The sequence below is a fragment of the Polaribacter pacificus genome (assembly GCF_038024035.1).
Taxonomy (GTDB): domain Bacteria; phylum Bacteroidota; class Bacteroidia; order Flavobacteriales; family Flavobacteriaceae; genus Polaribacter; species Polaribacter pacificus.
In genome coordinates this window covers 2,149,115-2,167,186 of sequence record NZ_CP150664.1, presented here as the reverse complement: position 1 = coordinate 2,167,186, position 18,072 = coordinate 2,149,115, and the positions used below count along the sequence as shown (strand labels likewise).

Genomic DNA, 18,072 nt, shown 5'->3' with positions numbered 1-18,072 from the left:
TCTGCGCAAAGATACTAATTTTTAAAGTCAACAGAAATTACTAACTTCGTTTAATGACTGCTCAGCAAAAATCATCAGCCCAACTTATCTACTTAATTTTGGCTTCTCTTTTTATAGCCTCTTTGGTGACATCTAATCTAATTTTTCAAAAATTTTTTTACTGGTATCCCTTTGACATAACTCTTTTTGATGTAAAATTGTTTGAAATTTCTGTTGGCTTATTGCCCTACCCAATTACTTTTTTAATTACCGATATTCTATCAGAAATATACGGAAAGAAAAAAGCAAACCAAGTTGTAATCGCTGGTATTTTTGCCTCATTTTTCTCTTTGCTAATCATTTATGTCTCAAAAGCAGTCCCAGCAACACCTTGGTCACAAATTAACGACAATACCTTTGTTCAAGTTTTTGGCGCTGCTCCGCTAGCTGTCTTTGCCTCAATGCTCGCCTATTTATCAGCACAATTTATAGACATTAGAGTCTATCATTTTTGGAAAAACTACACCAAGGGCAAACACCTTTGGTTGCGCAATAACTTTTCTACCTTTAGCTCTCAAATTATAGACACACTTAGTGTGTTGTTATTGCTTTGTTCGTTTGGAATTATTGCTTGGGATAAATTCTTAGGGCTCTTTATTAGTGGAGTTATTTTTAAAATGATGATTGCCCTGATAGACACTCCTTTGCTCTACTTAGCTGTATATGCTTTCCGTAAAAAATTCAATCTTAAAATGGGAGAAGAAATAGCAGATTAAATGAACCAATCTTGTAAACTATCAACTTCTGTCTCGTCTAAATCAATAATCTGAGGATAATCGTAAAAAAATACTGTTCTTAGAACAAGGGTTCGCCTTTGTTTTAACTGGTAGAAACTGTACCTTTATTCTTTTAAAAATATCCAGAATATATGTCAAAACCTTATTATGATGCAGCCGATTTACGAAAATTTGGGAACATCACAGATTGGAGTAAAGAACTAGGAGAAAAGTTTTTTGATTATTACGCCAAAGTATTTGAAGAAGGTGCTCTAACAGCTCGTGAAAAAAGTTTGATTGCACTAGCCGTAGCACACACAGAACAATGTCCATACTGTATTGATGCCTATACAAAAGACGGATTAGAACGCGGGATCACCAAAGAAGAAATGATGGAAGCTGTTCATGTTGGCGCTGCCATAAAAAGCGGAGCGACTTTAGTTCATGGGGTACAGATGATGAATAAGGTAAACAAATTAGAAATGTAAGCAGAGAACCAATTTTGTTTTTACAAAATTGTGTGAATCGCTTATTCCCACGAAAGTAGGGATCTAGAATAGAAAAAAGAAGCTGAATTAAGTTTAGCTTAAAAAAAGAGACTGAAACAAGCTCAGCATAGAATGAAAAAATCACTATCAGCTACAAATAATAGTTTAGCAAATACAAAGCGTCAATTAGAAATTTTATCCAATGGAATTTTTAAAACAGAATTGCCAACATTTGCTCAAAAGATACAGGAAACACAGCAATTTCCAATCAAACCTAAAAAGCTTGAAATTCTACAAATAAACTTGGGGTATATGTGCAATCAGGTTTGCGCTCACTGCCATGTAGATGCTGGTCCAGACAGAAAAGAAATCATGACGGTTGAGACCATGAAACTATGCTTGGATCTGATCAAAAAAACGACCGTACATACATTAGACCTTACTGGAGGAGCTCCAGAAATGAACCCACATTTTAGATGGTTTGTAGAAGAGGCTGTCAAGTTTGGAGTTCAAGACATCATCGTTCGCTCTAACTTAACCATTCTTAGAGCCAATAAAAAATACCATGACCTGCCGCAATTTTTTAAAACTCATAAAATTCATTTAGTGAGTTCTATGCCACATTGGACAAGAGGCAAAACAGACAAACAAAGAGGTGAAGGTGTTTTTAACAAATCTATAGAAGCGCTGCAAGAACTTAATAAGGTTGGCTACGGCTTGCCTGGAAGTTCTTTAAAACTAGATCTAGTTTACAATCCATCAGGTGCTTTTTTACCAGGTAATCAAGAGGCTTTAGAAAAGGATTTTAAGAAGGCTTTTCAAGAAGATTTTGACATTCATTTTCATTCACTTTTTGCCATTACAAACTTGCCAATTAGTCGCTTTTTAGATTATTTAATCGCTTCAGAAAACTACGAGGACTATATGCACGCATTGGTAGACGCCTATAATCCAGAGGCTGTTGCTAATGTAATGTGTACAAATACGCTGTCTGTAAGTTGGGATGGTTATTTATACGATTGTGATTTTAACCAAATGTTAGAACTTAAGGTACAAAGCAGTAGTCAACACATCTCTGAATACAATGAAAAACTCTTAGAAAATAGAGAGATTCGAATTCATCAACATTGCTATGGATGTACTGCTGGCGCAGGAAGTAGCTGTCAAGGAGTCGTGGCTTAATATGAAAAAAAAACTCATCATAGTCTTTGTAAAAAACAGCTTAAAAGGGAAGGTTAAAACCAGACTGGCTAAGGTTATTGGAGATGAAAAAGCTCTAAAAGTATACGATCATTTACTCGGAATAACCGAAAGCGCCATAGCTCCATTAAAAATGGAGAAATGGATTTATTATTCTGATTTTTGTGTTGATGATCAATTTGAGAGCACAAAAAAATATCTGCAAAAAGGAACTGATCTTGGACAGCGAATGAAGCATGCTTTTGAAGAAGGCTTTGAACAAGACTTTGAACAGATTGTTTTGATTGGATCTGATTTGCCTGATATTTCGGCAGAAATACTGCAAAAAAGTTTTAAAGCTCTAAACACAAATGACTGTGTTTTTGGAAAGGCTGAGGACGGAGGCTACTATTTAATTGGACTCTCAAAAATAAATTCGAGTATTTTTGAGAATAAACCTTGGAGTCAATCAGAATTATTAAATGTAACTTTACAAGAGCTGAAAGAACAAAAGGCGCAAGTAGCCTTACTAGAATCGTTAAATGACATTGATACTTATGAAGATTTGATAGAATCAGCATTGTATAAAAACGACAAAAACTTACAGCGTTTGATCGCTAAATAAACATTATATGGAAAAACAAACACAGCTAAAAGAAAGCGTTGATTTTTTAAAATCAAAGGGCATCTTAGCCCCAGAGGTTGGAATTGTTCTTGGAACAGGACTTGGGAAATTTGTTCATGAAATAAATATCGAAGTTGAAATTGCTTATGCAGACATTCCTAATTTTCCGCAGGCAACTGTAGAATCACATTCTGGAAAATTGGTTTACGGAACCATATCAGGTAAAAAAGTAATCGCTATGGCTGGTCGATTTCATATGTACGAGGGCTATAATTTATGGGAAGTTACCTATGGAATTAGAACCATGCATGCTTTAGGAATTAAAAATTTACTAATTTCTAACGCTGCTGGCGCCATTAATTTATCATATAAAAAAGGAGATTTAATGCTTTTAGAAGATCACCTTAACCTTCAAGGAAACTCACCACTAGCCTTTAAAAAAGCAGGTGTTTTTGGCCCTATTTTTGCCGATATGCTAGCGCCTTACTCAGAAGCTTTGAATTCAAAAATTACTGCCATTGCTACCGAAAAACAAATTGATTTACACATTGGAGTTTATGCGAGTGTCTTAGGTCCTCAGTTAGAAACGAGAGCAGAATATAGAATGCTCCAAATTTTAGAGGTTGATGCTGTAGGAATGAGCACGGTTCCAGAAGTTATAGTTGCCAAACAATTAGACCTGCCTTGTGCGGCCATTTCTGTATTGACTGATGAATGTGACCCTAAAAACTTACAACCCGTTAATATTGCAGAAATCATTGCCATTGCAGAAAAAACTGAACCAAAATTAGTAAGCCTTTTTAAAGAATTGATTAAAGCATTATAAACAGTCATTGCTGTTTACAAAAGGACAAAAAAACAAACATGAGTTATTTAGACGCCACACATAAAGTATATAAAGAAGCTGCACTTACTCCAGATATTGGGCTTTGTTGCACAACCAATCCTATTTGGGAATTGCCTGGCTTAAAGATTCCTAAGATCATGCAAGAAATGAACTATGGTTGTGGGTCTACCGTTCATGCAAGAGATCTAAGCAATCAACCAAAAATGCTTTATGTAGGTGTTGGAGGCGGTATGGAATTGCTACAGTTTTCTTATTTCAACAGACAAGAAGCTGGTGTCATCGGGCTGGATGTTGTTGATGAAATGCTTGAAGCTTCTCGTCAAAACTTTATAGAAGCAGAAAAAACAAACCCTTGGTTTAAATCAAACTTTGTTGATCTTAGAAAAGGAGATGCTATGAACTTGCCTGTGGATGACAACAGTATTGATGTAGCAGCACAAAATTGTTTGTTTAATATTTTTAAATCAGACGACTTAAAAAAAGCCATTTCAGAAATGTATCGCGTGCTAAAACCACATGGTCGTTTGGTGATGAGTGATCCTGTTTGCGAGCAAGAAATGAATGAGGAACTCCGCAATGACGATCGCCTTAGAGCCTTGTGTTTAAGTGGAAGTCTTTCTGTAAATGACTATGTAAAGGCCTTGACAGATGCTGGTTTTGGAACCATAGAAATTAGAGCTCGAAAGCCTTATAGAATTCTCGATCCAAAAAATTACCCAACAGATGAGTTGATCTATATAGAATCAATAGAAGTAGCCGCCATTAAAGACCCAATGCCTTCAGACGGGCCCTGTGTGTTTACAGGGAAAGCTGCTATTTACTATGGTGATGATGATTATTTTGACGATGGTTTGGGGCATATTTTATATAAAAATCAACCCTTAGCAATCTGTGATAAAACGGCTGCTGCTTTGCAAAGCCTTAAAAGAAATGACATCTATTTTTCAGCCTCTACCTTTCATTATGACGGTGGTGGCTGTTGTTAATTTTTAAACGATGAACAAGTATTTAGACCTTATTAAAAACTCATATTCTGGTTATTGGAACTATATCAAACAATCAGTTTTGTTTGAATTAAACTGGGAAAATTATTTCTATGGACTCATTTTAATTTCATTGGTGGTTTGGGCTTTAGAATTGGCTTTTCCATGGCGTAAAAACCAGGCGGTATTTAGAAAAGACTTTTGGCTAGATACCTTTTATATGTTTTTTAATTTTTTCTTGTTAAATCTCATTGTTTTAATCGCTTTATCCAATACCACAGAACAGCTTCTAAACGATATTCTAAACTTAGTGGGACTCACGGTCCAAGACTTTCAACTCTTTGATATTAATAGCATGCCGTATTGGGCTCGACTTTTAATTTTCTTTGTAGTTATTGATTTTGTCCAGTGGTTTACCCATGTAACACTACACAAGTATCCCTTTTTATGGAACTTTCACAAAGTGCATCATTCTGTTAAAGAAATGGGCTTTGCCGCACACCTTCGTTATCACTGGATGGAGCCTGTGGTCTACAAATCATTTAAGTACATTCCGTTAGCTATTATGGGTGGTTTTACTGCACAAGATGTAGCCGTAGTACATTTTTTTAATATAGTGATTGGTCATTTAAATCACGCCAATATTGGCTGGGATTACGGTCCATTAAAATACATCCTAAACAACCCAAAAATGCATATTTGGCACCATGCAAAAGAGCTGCCAGAAGAGCGAAAAAGAGGTGTGAATTTTGGAATTACACTAAGTATTTGGGACTATCTTTTTAAGACAAACTACATCCCTCATAACGGCCGAGACATTGAGTTGGGCTTTGATGATGAAGATAGTTTTCCTAAAGATTTCATAGGACAAGAACTCTATCCGCTACATAAAAAAAATTAGCCCTTTTTCTGTAAATACAGCTGTTCTAATAGTTTTTCTGTTGCTTTGTTTTGAGGAGTAAATCGATTGTTTTTTTCTCCACCAGCTCTTTCGTGCTCATGAAACCACTTCCACAAAAAACCACCTGCAAACCAAGACTCGTTCCAAAATTGATTGTGAATTGCTTGGAGCGCATTTTGTTGAGCTTCTATATTAACCTTACCAGCTATTCGATCTGACTCCCAAGGCTTATCGCCTGTATAATCTACACTTCGATATCCATATTCAGTAAACAACACTGGCTTTCCTATTTGCCTTTGAAGCCTTGCAATTTCATTTTTATGAGTAGCCCAACCTTTTTCAAAATCTAAAACAGTTGGTGTTTGTTTGTCTGTTAAAGGAAAGTAAGCATCGATCCCTATAAAATCTAAATCCTTCCAAAAAGGCACACGTTTGTATTCATCCCAATTAGCTGCGTAAGTTAATTTTCCAGAATAAATTTTTCTAACCTTAGCAATTAGCTGACTCCAAAACAAGGGTCTGGCAAGTACAAATTTCTCTAGTTCTGTACCGATACAAAACATCGAAGCTTTTGCAGATTCAGCTGCAGCGGCATAGGTTAAAATAAACTGCTCATATGATTTTTCAAAAAGCTCCCATTCTGCATCACTCTTTAATTGAATAGCTCCTGTAAACACTCCTCTAGAAATCCAAAGCTGTGGCTTAACCATGCTTTCAATACTTGATTTTTTAAACTGAGAGGCCTCAAACTCTACTCCTTTTTTTGTCTCTCCAAACCACTGTCTTTTTGAGTTAAAAACAATTTCTGGGTTGTTTAATTCTCTAACAAATCCAAAAGGCATCAGAGCAACATGAGATGCATTGGTTTTTACCACTGGAGCCACATGAATGTCTCGAATAGAATCTCTAGAAGCCACAAAGCTTATCCCGTTTATTTTTTTTTCTTGCTTTGCACAACTAATAGATAGTAGTAGCAATAAAAACACTAAAACCAAATTTTGTTTCATCAGCCCAAAGTACAAAAAAATGAAACAGCTAATTGTTAAAAAAATAAGAATGAAATTTTATCAAGAACTATTATTTGTAATCATTTTAAATTGAAAGACTCTGTTAAGTTTGTAACTTTAGCTTCGACTGAGAAAACAGCTTTATAAAATTATGAAACATATTGTAATTATTGGAAACGGTATCGCGGGAATAACTGCAGCTAGACATATTCGAAAAAAATCTAGCGATCTGATTACGGTTATCTCTGGAGAATCAGAGGAGTTCTTTTCTAGAACGGCACTGATGTATGTCTATATGGGACACATGAAATTTGAACATACTCAGCCCTACGAATCTTGGTTTTGGGAAAAAAACAATATCAGCCTAAAAAAAGCTTGGGTTAGCAAAGTCCAAACCGAAAACAAAACACTTCTTTTTTCTGATGGTGATGAACTACAGTATGATCAATTAGTTATAGCAACAGGATCTATCCCAAATAAATTTGGTTGGCCTGGAGAAAATCTAAAAGGAGTTTTAGGCTTGTATCACAAGCAAGATCTTGAAGCTTTAGAAACCCTAGCCCCAAACAATACTGTATGTAAAAGAGCTGTAATTGTAGGTGGTGGCTTAATTGGAATTGAGTTGGCAGAAATGTTTCACAGCAGAAATATTCCGGTTACATTTTTAGTTAGAGAAGACAGTTTTTGGAACGGAGTATTGCCTGAGCAAGAATCTCAACTTATCAATACAGAAATTAAAGAAAAACATATAGATCTGAGACTTGGATCTAGTCTAAAAGAGATTACATCTGATGATAACGGTCAAGTAAAAGAAATAATTATCCAAGAAACTGGAGAAAGAATAGCCTGTTCTGTGGTGGGTTTAACCGCGGGAGTCCGACCAAATATTGATTTTTTAAAAGAATCAAATATTGCCACCAACAGAGGTGTTTTGGTCAATCGCTTTTTAGAAACCAACATCAAAGATGTTTTTGCCATTGGTGATTGTGCAGAACAGCAAGAAGCCATTGATCAGAGAAGACCCATAGAGGCTGTATGGTATACTGGAAGAATGATGGGCGAAACCTTGGCACAAACTTTAACTGGTACTAAAACAGCCTACAAACCGGGGCACTGGTTTAACTCAGCCAAGTTTTTTGATATAGAATACCAAACGTATGGTTGGGTATGGGCTCAACCCAAAGAAGATGAGGCGCGCTTTTATTGGGAACACAGCAGTGGTAAAAAATGCGTTCATTTTAATTACAACAAAGACAGTCTTCAGTTTATCGGAGTAAATACCTTAGGCATTAGATTAAGACATGAGTATTTTGATCGTGCACTAAGAGAAAAACAAACGATAATCGACGTTTTAAGCAATTTAAAAGCTGCTAATTTCGATCCAGAATTTTATGCAAAACACGAAGCAGAAGTGATTGAGAAATTCAATCGCGAAAACGAGATAAAGGTTCAACTAAAAAAGAAAAGCTGGTATCGTAAATACACAGAACTATAAGTATGAAAAAACTACAACAACTGGGTTTAATTCTTTTTTTTACAGGACTCAGCATTTTTATTGGAAGTCTCTTTTTAGGAAAAGTTTCTTTAAAAACTGATCAATTTAATGATTGGGCAAACTCAAAAGGCCTAAAAAGTCAATTGTTTATTTCTGAGGTTCAAAAAACAATCCTAGACAAGGAGTTTAGCTCTACTTTTGCTTTTTCATCAGCCTTAAGAACTGCATTAAACGCGGCAAACACCACCCATAAAGAAAAAAGTGAATGGGATCGTGTTATTTGGGACAAGCCACATAGTTTGTCTTTTGAGCTAATCAAAAAAGCAGCAACAGGCCCCGTAAAAGAAGCCAAGGTACTTTTCTGGTTTTTAACTTTTGGCTTGGCCATTCTTGGCTCTTTGCTTTTTATCATTCCTGGAGTAGTAACCTTAGGGTCTCCCGGAATAAAGAACAATGGCATTTATCACAACTCTGCAACCAACAGAGGCTGGATCGGCTGGATGGTCTTTGTTTTTTTAGTAAGCTTTTATATCCTGCTTTATTTTTTTCCAGATTATATCGTTAACTGGACGTATTTGGTTGACCCGATTAGTGAATCATTAAGCGGACATCCAGCCAGTCAATGGTTTTTATACGGATTTTTATATTGTACAGTAATGACGGTTATGGCTGTTAGAATGTACATCAAATACAGACATAATAAATATCAAGTTTTAAGAACCACATCGGTATTGTTTTTTCAAATCGTATTTGCATTTTTGATTCCAGAGATCTTAGTGAGATTTGAAAAACCTTGGGTTGATTTTAAGAATGCTTTTCCGCTAGATTATGATTTCTTTTTTAGCTGGAACCTTGACAGCCTAATTGCCAGCGGTGGCTTTGGTTTATTTGTTTTAGTTTGGGGTATTTTATTAACTGTGGTGATTGTACCTGTAATGGTTTACTTTTTTGGTAAACGCTGGTATTGCTCTTGGGTTTGCGGCTGTGGAGGACTTGCCGAAACACTCGGTGATCCTTATCGACAATTATCTGACAAATCCTTAAAAGCATGGAAACTTGAACGCTGGGTGGTTCACGGTGTATTGGTATTTTCACTTGTAATGACTGCTCTAAGTTTGTACACCTATTTCTCTGGAGCTCCAGAAGTTTTAGGAATTCAAACCCAAACCATTCAAGACATTTATGGCTTTTTAATAGGATCTATTTTTGCAGGTGTTATAGGCACCGGGTTTTATCCAATTTTCGGGAACCGTGTTTGGTGTCGTTTTGGCTGTCCACTGGCAGCATATTTGGGTATCATACAACGTTTTAAATCACGCTTTAGAATTACAACCAACGGCGGACAGTGTATTTCTTGTGGAAATTGCTCAACCTACTGTGAGCAAGGTATAGATGTTAGAGCTTATGCGCAAAAAGGAGAAAACATTGTAAGATCTAGCTGTGTAGGTTGTGGAGTTTGTTCTGCAGTGTGCCCAAGAGGTGTGTTAAAATTAGAAAATGGTCCAGAAAAAGGACGAATCAACCCAACAGAGATTTTATTAGGAAATGACGTAGATCTTATGGAATTACTAAACGACAAATAAATTTTTTCTCTTGCAGTTTTACATTGATGACATTCTAAAAAATCCCTTTTACAATCGCTTATTTCCAACAAAGTAATTGGTATTTTTGCAATTGCTAAACAAGTAAAAAACATCGAATTTCTGAATGAGTTCACATATAAAAGTTATTATTCCAGCGTACAATGAAGAAGATTCTATCGGAAAGGTTATCAAGGACATCCCTCTTTCTGTAAATGAAATCATTGTGGTGAGCAATAACTCAACAGATGACACCGAAAAAAACGCCAGAGCTGCGGGAGCAACAGTATTAACAGAGCCCCAAAAAGGCTATGGTTATGCCTGCTTAAAAGGAATGGATTATATTTCAAAAAGCACTGAAAAACCAGATATTATTGTTTTTTTAGATGGTGATTATTCTGATTATCCAGAACAACTTACAACACTCGTAGCTCCTATCTTAAATAAAGAAGTAGATTTTGTCTTAGGTGCACGGGTAAAAGAACAAAGAGAACTGGGTTCTATGACCCCTCAACAGATATTCGGCAATTGGCTAGCGACTACCTTAATGAAAATTATGTTTGGTGCAAAGTTTACAGATCTAGGCCCTTTTAGAGCAATAGAGTACAAAACCTTATTGGCTTTAGAAATGGAAGATAAAACCTATGGATGGACTGTAGAAATGCAATTAAAAGTATTGAAACAAAAAGTTAGTTACCTAGAAATACCTGTAAAATACAGAAATCGGATCGGCGTATCTAAAGTATCAGGGACTCTAAAAGGGAGTGTAATGGCTGGTGTTAAAATATTAGGTTGGATCTTTAAATACAGTTTTAAATAATGATTATTGCAAGCATCATCATAGTGGTTTATTCCATCGCTTTGTTGTTAATTTTTGTATTTGCATTGGCGCAATTAAATTTGTTGTTTAATTATTTAGCTGCAACCAATACAAAAAGCGAAACAGAAACAAGCTCGGCTAAAGACAGTGATGCTTCATTCGATTGGCCAATGGTTACCATTCAGCTACCTGTATACAATGAGCTCTATGTTATGGAGCGCTTACTAAACAATATCGTACAATTAAAATATCCTAAAGGCCTCCTAGAAATTCAAGTATTAGATGATTCTACCGATGAATCTGTCTTGAGCACCTCAGAACATATTATAGCCCTCCAAGAGCAGGGCTACAGCATAAAACACATCCGTAGAGAAAACAGAGAAGGCTTTAAAGCAGGAGCCTTAAAAGCAGGATTAGAAGAAGCTAAAGGAACTTTTATTGCCATTTTTGATGCTGATTTTTTACCTCATGAAGATTGGCTACTAGAAAGCATCCCACATTTTAGTGATCCTAACATTGGGGTAGTACAAACTCGCTGGGGGCACCTAAACAGAGATTATTCTTTGCTTACAAGAATACAAGCTTTTGCACTAGATGCTCACTTTACTTTAGAGCAGGTTGGCAGAAATAGCAAAGGGCATTTTATTAATTTTAATGGCACTGCTGGTATCTGGAGAAAAACCTGTATTTACGATGCTGGTAACTGGGAAGGAGATACTCTTACAGAAGATTTAGACCTGAGCTATAGAGCACAGCTTAAGAACTGGAAATTTAAATATCTAGAAAAAGTAGTTACACCGGCAGAATTGCCAATTGTAATTAGTGCAGCAAGATCTCAACAATTTCGATGGAATAAGGGAGGTGCTGAAAATTTTCAAAAGCTAGCCCTACGAGTTCTCAAAGACAAAAAACTTTCTATAAAAACAAAAATGCATGGCGTCTTGCACCTCTTAAACAGCACCATGTTTTTAAATGTTTTGATCGTGGCGGTCTTAAGTATTCCGATGCTATATATTAAAAATGAGTATGCGCATTTAAAAAATTACTTTTATATGATGAGCTTTTTTGTAATAAGCTCAGTCATCTTTTTTATATGTTATTGGTATATGTTTAAAAATTCCTACGGCGGAGGTTTTAAAAACTTCTTAAAATACATTGCCTCGTTTTTTTTATTTTTTTCAATAGCGATGGGTTTTTCCCTGCACAACTCTTTAGCGGTATTAGAAGGTCATTTTAGAATTAAAAGTGATTTTATTCGAACCCCGAAATTTAATGTCGGTGAGAAAAAAGACTCCTGGAAAAACAATAAATATCTTGCAAAAAACCTAAGCGGATCACTAATTATAGAAGGACTGTTAATGTTGTATTTTTTGTTTGGAATGTACAGTGCCTTTGTGGTTGGAAATGAAGGAGGAGACTTTGGTTTATTCCCTTTTCATCTAATGCTCTTTTTTGGTTTTGGCTATGTGTTTTTTAGTTCACTTTTTTCAAAATCATAATGAGTATCCTTACTAAATACAAACCTTGGGTACTCATCACGATAAGTTGTTTTTTGTATGTTTATTTGGGTTATTTTTTAGAGAGAACTCAGTTCTACACTCTACTAACGCTCTGGCTAGGCCTTTTTGGTTGCTACGGGATCTTATTAAAAAAGACAGCGCTTACTTTTAAAAATTTAATAGGACTTGTGGTTCTTTTTAGACTCATCTTGCTTTTTTCTACTCCAAATTTATCACAGGATTTTTATCGTTTTATTTGGGATGGTCGCTTACTTTTTGAAGGCATCAATCCCTACCTGAGCACTCCTGCTTCTTTTGTTGATAAAGGACAATTTCCGATTTCACAGGCCAAAGAATTAATTAGAGGAATGGGCTCATTAAGTGCGGGCCACTACACCAACTATCCACCACTCCATCAAGCAGCTTTTTGGTTGTCTAGCATCTTTGGGTCTCAAAGCATTCTGGGATCAATAATAGGCATGCGTGTTCTTATTATTTTAGCCGATTTAGGAATTCTTTTTGTCGGTAGCAAACTTTTAGGACTACTTAAACTACCAAAGCATTTGATCTTTTGGTACAGCCTAAATCCTTTTATCATCATTGAGTATACAGGAAACTTGCATTTTGAACCCTTAATGCTATTCTTTTTAATCACAAGTATCTATTTGTTATTCAAAAACAAATGGCTCTGGTCATCTGTGACGATGGCTTGTGCAGTCTCTGTAAAACTAATACCCTTATTGTTTATTCCATTACTGTATCAATGGTTTGTTAAACGGTCACTTCTTACAAAAGAAGGCTTAAGAGGATTGCTTAAACTAAGCACCTATACACTGATACTTCTCTTAGTAAACTTCATTCTTTTCGCGCCATTTTTATCGGCTACTATGCAACAGAACTACAGTGATTCTGTCGGTTTATGGTTTAGAGTATTTGAGTTTAACCCTAGTTTTTACTATATATTTAGAGAGATTGGCTATCTATTTAGAGGCTATAATGAAATAGCTGTCATCGGAAAAATAATTCCAATACTAACCATTGTCTTTTTAATTTCTATTAGTTTATTTAGAAAAAACAACAGCCCAATACAATTGATAACCGCCTTCTTATTTGGCTTGTCTTTTTATTATTTTACCAGTACCACTATTCATCCTTGGTACTTAGGAACCTTACTTTTATTAAGCATTTTTACCAAGTATCGTTTTCCTTTAATTTGGACCTGTGTTATTATACTAAGCTATGCTGCATACAGCTATGTTCCTTATCGAGAAAATCCTTGGTGGTTGCTTTTAGAATACAGCATCGTTTATGGAACTCTTTGTTATGAACTCTTTTTAAAACCAAAGCATCACAAAACAATTTCTTAACAGATTTGTTAATAGAATACCCCTTACAGTCTATATTTTTTTTTGTATTTTAGGGTCTTAATTCTTCTTGATGAATAGACTAACCATAAAAGACATTGCGGCTCATTTTAATGTTTCGATATCTACAGTTTCTAAGGCTTTAAATGACAGCTATGAGATTAGTAAAAGCACGAAGCTTAAGATTCAAGAATATGCAAAAGAGCACAATTATAAGCCCAATTTTAATGCGCTTAGTTTAAAAAAGAGGCAAACAAAAACAATTGGTGTCATCATCCCAAACATGCTCAATTATTTTTTTGCGCAAGTATTTAAAGGCGTAGAAAAAGAAGCAAATAAAAGTGGATATAAGGTAATTACCTGTATTTCTAATGAATCCTTTGACAAGGAAGTAGAGACCATAGAAATGCTATCAAACGGCAGTATAGACGGTTTTTTATTGTCAATAGCTGAACAAACCGAAGAACAAAATAATTTTGTGCATTTAACAAAAACACTTGAGCAAGGTTTGCCTATTGTAATGTTTGATAGAGTTGCTAAAGATGTGGATTGCGATAAGGTAATCACCAATGATTTTGAAGGAGCCATTAATGCTGTTGATCATCTTGCTAAAACAGGCTGTAAACACATTGCCTTTATTTCTACACAAAGTCATTTAAAAAGCGGCAAAGAGCGTGAACTAGGCTATCTTGAAGGCTTAAAAAAGCGAAATATGGAAATCAACCCTAACTTGGTCATTCATATTTTTGAAGAAGATTACAAACAATACGAGCGTATTTTATTGCCGTATTTTGAAGAAAACCACATAGACAGTGTCATCACAACAGATGAATCTTCGGCCATCGCTGCTATGAAAATTGCACAGCGAAAAGGCCATACAGTACCTGATGATTTTTCTGTAATCTCATTTTCAAATGGAATCATCGCCAGACACTCGAGTCCAAAATTAACAACAGTTAGTCAACATGGAGAAATCATGGGAGAAACTGCTGCCAAAATGCTGATTGATAAAATTGAAAATAAAAACACTAGTGAAGCTAGTGTTACCAAAGTAATTCAAACAGATTTGGTAGAACGAAACTCGACACGCATTTAAGAATCGGTATAAGAAACAGTACTTTGGCGCTCTCTATTCACCGCTAACTTTGTAATGTCTGGTCTAGAATAATGACCTACACAATCAAAATTTTGACGTTCTTCTAACACTCGATTAAAATCAATAGTTTGAATAATTAAGCCTTCCTTGTCTACTACTGGAGCTACCAACCACTCACCGTTTGGCGATGCAATACACGAGCCTCCATTTGCCAATACAGCAGGTGCTTTGTTCAGAATTTTATCTAAATGCGGCGTGTCTTTAGGAAAATCTGACGTTTGCATTAAGCTTGAGACAGAAATCACAAAAGACCGCGATTCTCTTGCGATAAACCGTGTAATATCTTTGGTATTATGATCACTTCCTGGCCAAACAGCTATATGCAAATTTTCTCCTAAACCATAGAGAGCCGCTCTGGGTAAAGGCATCCAGTTTTCCCAACAATTTAACCCACCCAATGTAAAGTCTTTTAGCGGATGAACCTGCAATCCATTTCCATCACCAGGCGCCCAAGCCAATCGCTCATCATAGGTTGGTTGCAATTTTCTGTGGACAGATTTTATCTCTCCTCGCTCATTGATATATACCAAAGAAGCGTAAACACTATGACCTCCTCGATTTTGTGCACGCTCAATAATCCCTAAATAAACAGCAATGCTATGCTTCTTTGCCAAATTACAAATGGATGTTAACTCTCCTTTTTCTATGCAAATTGAATTTCTAACATAATGCGCATACAGCTCTTTCTGAACGGATGAATCCCAAGCTGCACCATCTGTAAGCGAAATCCAAAAGGGATAACCAGGCAATAAACCTTCTCCAAAAACAATCAGCTCACAGGCTTCTTGAGCTGCCTCGATGATCGAGTTTTCAATTTTTTTAATCGTTTTTTCTTTGTTCAACCAAACAGGTGAAATTTGTGCTAAGGCAACTTTTAAAAGATTGTTTTTCATTTTGAATTCTTAGGTTGATTAATAAGGGCTATTTTAAGTTTACTAGAACTGATTTCAACTAACCAGACACTATAGAAAGAGAGACAAACAGCCCTTCATTGGCTCTGATATTAAAAACTGTTTCATCTTCAAAGATCAAATACTGCCCTTTGATTCCAACGAGTTTTCCTTGAAAACTTTGCGACTTTACCAAGTTCAAACTTTTGGGTTTTTTGGGATATTTATTTACTGGAAAATGCAATTCGGTTTCTTTTTGATTGTCAATAAAGTACGGAAGTGCCTCTTGAGGAATATGAGCTTTTAATTTTTGCCTCCAAGCTAAAAGATCAACATCCTCAATTTCATTTTTTAGCATGGTTCTCCAATTGGTTTTATCAGCAACAAATTCTTTTAAAGCGACTTCTGTAACTCCCGCTAAATATCGATTTGGAACCTCTACAATCTCTAAGGCTTCATGAGCACCTTGATCAATCCACCGAGTTGGTATTTGACTCTTCCTTGTGACTCCAACTTTAACATTGCTTGAGTTGGCTAGATACACAATATGCGGCTGCAATTGAACAGATTTTTCATAGTCTAAATCTCTATCAGCGATACCTAAATGTGCTGTACTCAATTCTGGTCTCATAATCCAATCTCCTGCGCTTGGTATATCAAAAAAACAAGACTTGCAAAAGCCCTGTCTGTAGATTTCTTTATCCAATCCGCAAGACAAACATTGGTAATGCACAAAATTTAATTCCAGGTTTTTTTCTAGTAACTGATTCATATTTAAGAAGTCTGAACCCAATTCTAAATAGTATTGGACAGTTTCTAAATTTTCGGTTGGCATTTTTTTTAAAACTCCTTGATAAATCATACAAAAGATTTTAGTATTTTTAACATCTATGCAGTGCACTGAAACAAACTTACTTTAAATATCTAAGTTTAAAAAACTTTGCAAAGATAACTTTAACCTCAAAAAACAAGAATGCCAATCACTATAGTAAACTCTATTATTTCTTGGTTTTTAAAGAAGCGTAAGCATCAAATTGAACTGTTTTTAAAATACCCTGTTGATGTTCAACAAGAATTGTTATTAAAACTGCTCAGTACCGCCAAGAATACAGAATTTGGAAAAAAGCACGAATTCGGATCTCTTAAAAATTATCAAGACTTTGCAGACAAAGTACCCATCCAACAATACGAAAGTATTGAACCACTTATAGAACGTTGTAGAAAAGGTGAGCAAAATCTATTTTGGCCTACAAATATCCGTTGGTTTGCAAAATCAAGCGGAACCACAAATGCCAAGAGTAAATTTATCCCTGTTAGTGATGAAGCCATTGAATACTGTCATCTTAAAGCAGGTAAAGACATGCTGTGCCTGTATATCAACAACAACGAAAACACGCAGCTGTTTACCGGAAAAGGACTGCGTTTAGGAGGCAGTTCAGCAGTGTATGAAGACAACAACTCCTATTTTGGAGACCTCTCTGCAATTATTATAGAAAACATGCCTTTTTGGGCTGATTTTAGTTCAGCTCCAAGACAAGAAACTGCTTTAATGAGTGAGTGGGAAGCCAAAATGGAAGCCATTATAGATGAAACCATCCAAGAGAATATTACCAGTTTGGTTGGGGTTCCATCGTGGATGCTGGTCTTATTAAATCGAGTTTTAGAAAAAACAGGTAAAAACAATATTCTAGAAGTTTGGCCAAATCTTGAAGTCTACTTTCATGGAGGTGTTAACTTTAACCCCTATAGAGAGCAGTATAAAAAATTGATTCCTAAAAAGGATTTTAAATACTACGAAACCTATAATGCATCAGAAGGTTTTTTTGCCATTCAAGACAGAAACAACTCTAAAGAACTGTTGCTTATGTTGGACTATGGTATTTTTTATGAGTTTATCCCGATGACCAAATACGATGGAGAGCAGTCAACTGCCATTCCATTGTCAAAAGTGAGAACAGGCGTAAATTACGCTGTGGTTATCACCACAAATGGTGGTTTGTGGCGCTATCTTATTGGAGATACCGTAAAGTTTACCTCAACAGAACCTTATCGCCTAAAGATTACCGGACGCACCAAGCATTTTATCAATGTTTTTGGTGAAGAATTAATTATAGAAAACACAGAAGAAGCCCTGCGCTTGGCCTGTGAAAAAACCAATGCTTCTGTAACAGACTATACCGTAGCTCCAATTTTTATGAAAGGAAAGAAAAGCGGTGGTCATGAATGGATTATTGAGTTTGCTAAAAAACCAGACCATTTAGATTATTTTAAAGAAGTTTTAGACAATGCTTTAAAATCTATCAACTCTGATTATGAGGCCAAACGCTACAACAATATGACTTTAGAAATGCCTGTGATTCACGTTGCAAAAAAAGGCTTGTTTTACAGTTGGTTAAAGCAAAGAGGTAAACTTGGAGGACAACACAAAGTTCCTCGTTTGTCTAACAATCGGAATTTTATTGAAGAATTATTAGCATTGTAAT

Annotated in this window: 17 protein-coding genes; 14 read left to right on the top strand and 3 right to left on the bottom strand. The window is 35.7% G+C overall.

All coding sequences use genetic code 11. The features are described from left to right. Positions 1-53 precede the first annotated feature (53 nt). The 7 genes from WHC90_RS09840 (at position 54) to WHC90_RS09810 (ending at position 5,778) form a co-directional block, all read left to right on the top strand. Entirely contained in the window at positions 54-755 is a 702-nt protein-coding gene (locus WHC90_RS09840; RefSeq protein ID WP_188598302.1) for a queuosine precursor transporter, read from the top strand. Positions 756-907: 152 nt separating this feature from the next. Next, a complete protein-coding gene (locus WHC90_RS09835) occupies positions 908-1,243 on the top strand; it encodes an arsenosugar biosynthesis-associated peroxidase-like protein (protein ID WP_188598301.1) in 336 nt (111 codons plus the stop codon). Positions 1,244-1,375: 132 nt separating this feature from the next. After that, positions 1,376-2,425 carry an arsenosugar biosynthesis radical SAM (seleno)protein ArsS gene (gene arsS, locus WHC90_RS09830; RefSeq protein ID WP_188598300.1) on the top strand — a complete coding sequence of 350 codons (1,050 nt, stop codon included), beginning with the start codon at positions 1,376-1,378 and terminating at the stop codon, positions 2,423-2,425. Between the two features lies 1 nt (position 2,426). Continuing rightward, positions 2,427-3,047, top strand: a complete 621-nt coding sequence (locus tag WHC90_RS09825) for a TIGR04282 family arsenosugar biosynthesis glycosyltransferase (RefSeq protein WP_188598299.1) — start codon at positions 2,427-2,429, stop codon at positions 3,045-3,047. 7 nt (positions 3,048-3,054) lie between these two features. Continuing rightward, entirely contained in the window at positions 3,055-3,873 is an 819-nt protein-coding gene (locus tag WHC90_RS09820) for a purine-nucleoside phosphorylase (protein ID WP_188598298.1), read from the top strand. Between the two features lie 38 nt (positions 3,874-3,911). Next, the gene (gene arsM / locus WHC90_RS09815) at positions 3,912-4,880 is read left to right on the top strand and encodes an arsenosugar biosynthesis arsenite methyltransferase ArsM (protein WP_188598297.1); all 969 of its coding nucleotides are present in this window, start codon (positions 3,912-3,914) and stop codon (positions 4,878-4,880) included. Positions 4,881-4,890: 10 nt separating this feature from the next. Then, positions 4,891-5,778, top strand: coding sequence for a sterol desaturase family protein (locus WHC90_RS09810; protein ID WP_188598296.1), 888 nt, complete (start codon positions 4,891-4,893; stop codon positions 5,776-5,778). On the opposite strand, the gene WHC90_RS09805 is transcribed toward WHC90_RS09810, so the two are convergent. Next, positions 5,775-6,785 carry a glycoside hydrolase family 113 gene (locus WHC90_RS09805; RefSeq protein ID WP_188598295.1) on the bottom strand — a complete coding sequence of 337 codons (1,011 nt, stop codon included), beginning with the start codon at positions 6,783-6,785 and terminating at the stop codon, positions 5,775-5,777. The two genes, WHC90_RS09810 and WHC90_RS09805, sit on opposite strands and share 4 nt — an antisense overlap. Positions 6,786-6,936: 151 nt before the next feature. On the opposite strand from WHC90_RS09805, the gene WHC90_RS09800 reads away from it, so the two are divergent. The 6 genes from WHC90_RS09800 to WHC90_RS09775 all read left to right on the top strand — a co-directional run bounded on the left by WHC90_RS09800 (position 6,937) and on the right by WHC90_RS09775 (position 14,639). After that, positions 6,937-8,280, top strand: a complete 1,344-nt coding sequence (locus WHC90_RS09800; RefSeq protein WP_188598294.1) for an NAD(P)/FAD-dependent oxidoreductase — start codon at positions 6,937-6,939, stop codon at positions 8,278-8,280. Positions 8,281-8,282: 2 nt separating this feature from the next. Further along, complete coding sequence (locus WHC90_RS09795) at positions 8,283-9,863, top strand: 4Fe-4S binding protein (protein ID WP_188598293.1); 1,581 nt, start codon at positions 8,283-8,285, stop codon at positions 9,861-9,863. Between the two features lie 124 nt (positions 9,864-9,987). Next, a complete protein-coding gene (locus WHC90_RS09790; protein ID WP_188598292.1) occupies positions 9,988-10,680 on the top strand; it encodes a glycosyltransferase family 2 protein in 693 nt (230 codons plus the stop codon). Further along, on the top strand, positions 10,680-12,179 hold the full coding sequence (locus WHC90_RS09785; RefSeq protein ID WP_188598291.1) for a cellulose synthase family protein: 1,500 nt from the start codon (positions 10,680-10,682) through the stop codon (positions 12,177-12,179). The genes WHC90_RS09790 and WHC90_RS09785 overlap by 1 nt, the downstream gene beginning before the upstream one ends. Beyond that, positions 12,179-13,546, top strand: coding sequence for a mannosyltransferase (locus tag WHC90_RS09780; protein WP_188598290.1), 1,368 nt, complete (start codon positions 12,179-12,181; stop codon positions 13,544-13,546). The genes WHC90_RS09785 and WHC90_RS09780 overlap by 1 nt, the downstream gene beginning before the upstream one ends. A 70-nt stretch (positions 13,547-13,616) precedes the next feature. Next, on the top strand, positions 13,617-14,639 hold the full coding sequence (locus WHC90_RS09775) for a LacI family DNA-binding transcriptional regulator (protein ID WP_188598289.1): 1,023 nt from the start codon (positions 13,617-13,619) through the stop codon (positions 14,637-14,639). Here WHC90_RS09775 and WHC90_RS09770 read toward each other — a convergent pair. Next, positions 14,636-15,592: a carbon-nitrogen hydrolase family protein gene (locus WHC90_RS09770; protein WP_188598288.1), complete on the bottom strand. Its 957-nt coding sequence runs from the start codon at positions 15,590-15,592 to the stop codon at positions 14,636-14,638. The genes WHC90_RS09775 and WHC90_RS09770 overlap by 4 nt on opposite strands. Before the next feature lie 58 nt (positions 15,593-15,650). Beyond that, positions 15,651-16,451 (bottom strand): DUF2797 domain-containing protein, encoded by an 801-nt coding sequence (locus WHC90_RS09765; RefSeq protein WP_188598287.1) that lies wholly within the window; start codon positions 16,449-16,451, stop codon positions 15,651-15,653. A gap of 111 nt (positions 16,452-16,562) precedes the next feature. Here WHC90_RS09765 and WHC90_RS09760 point away from each other — a divergent pair, with 111 nt between their 5' ends. Beyond that, positions 16,563-18,071, top strand: coding sequence for a GH3 auxin-responsive promoter family protein (locus WHC90_RS09760; protein WP_188598286.1), 1,509 nt, complete (start codon positions 16,563-16,565; stop codon positions 18,069-18,071). Position 18,072 lies beyond the last annotated feature (1 nt).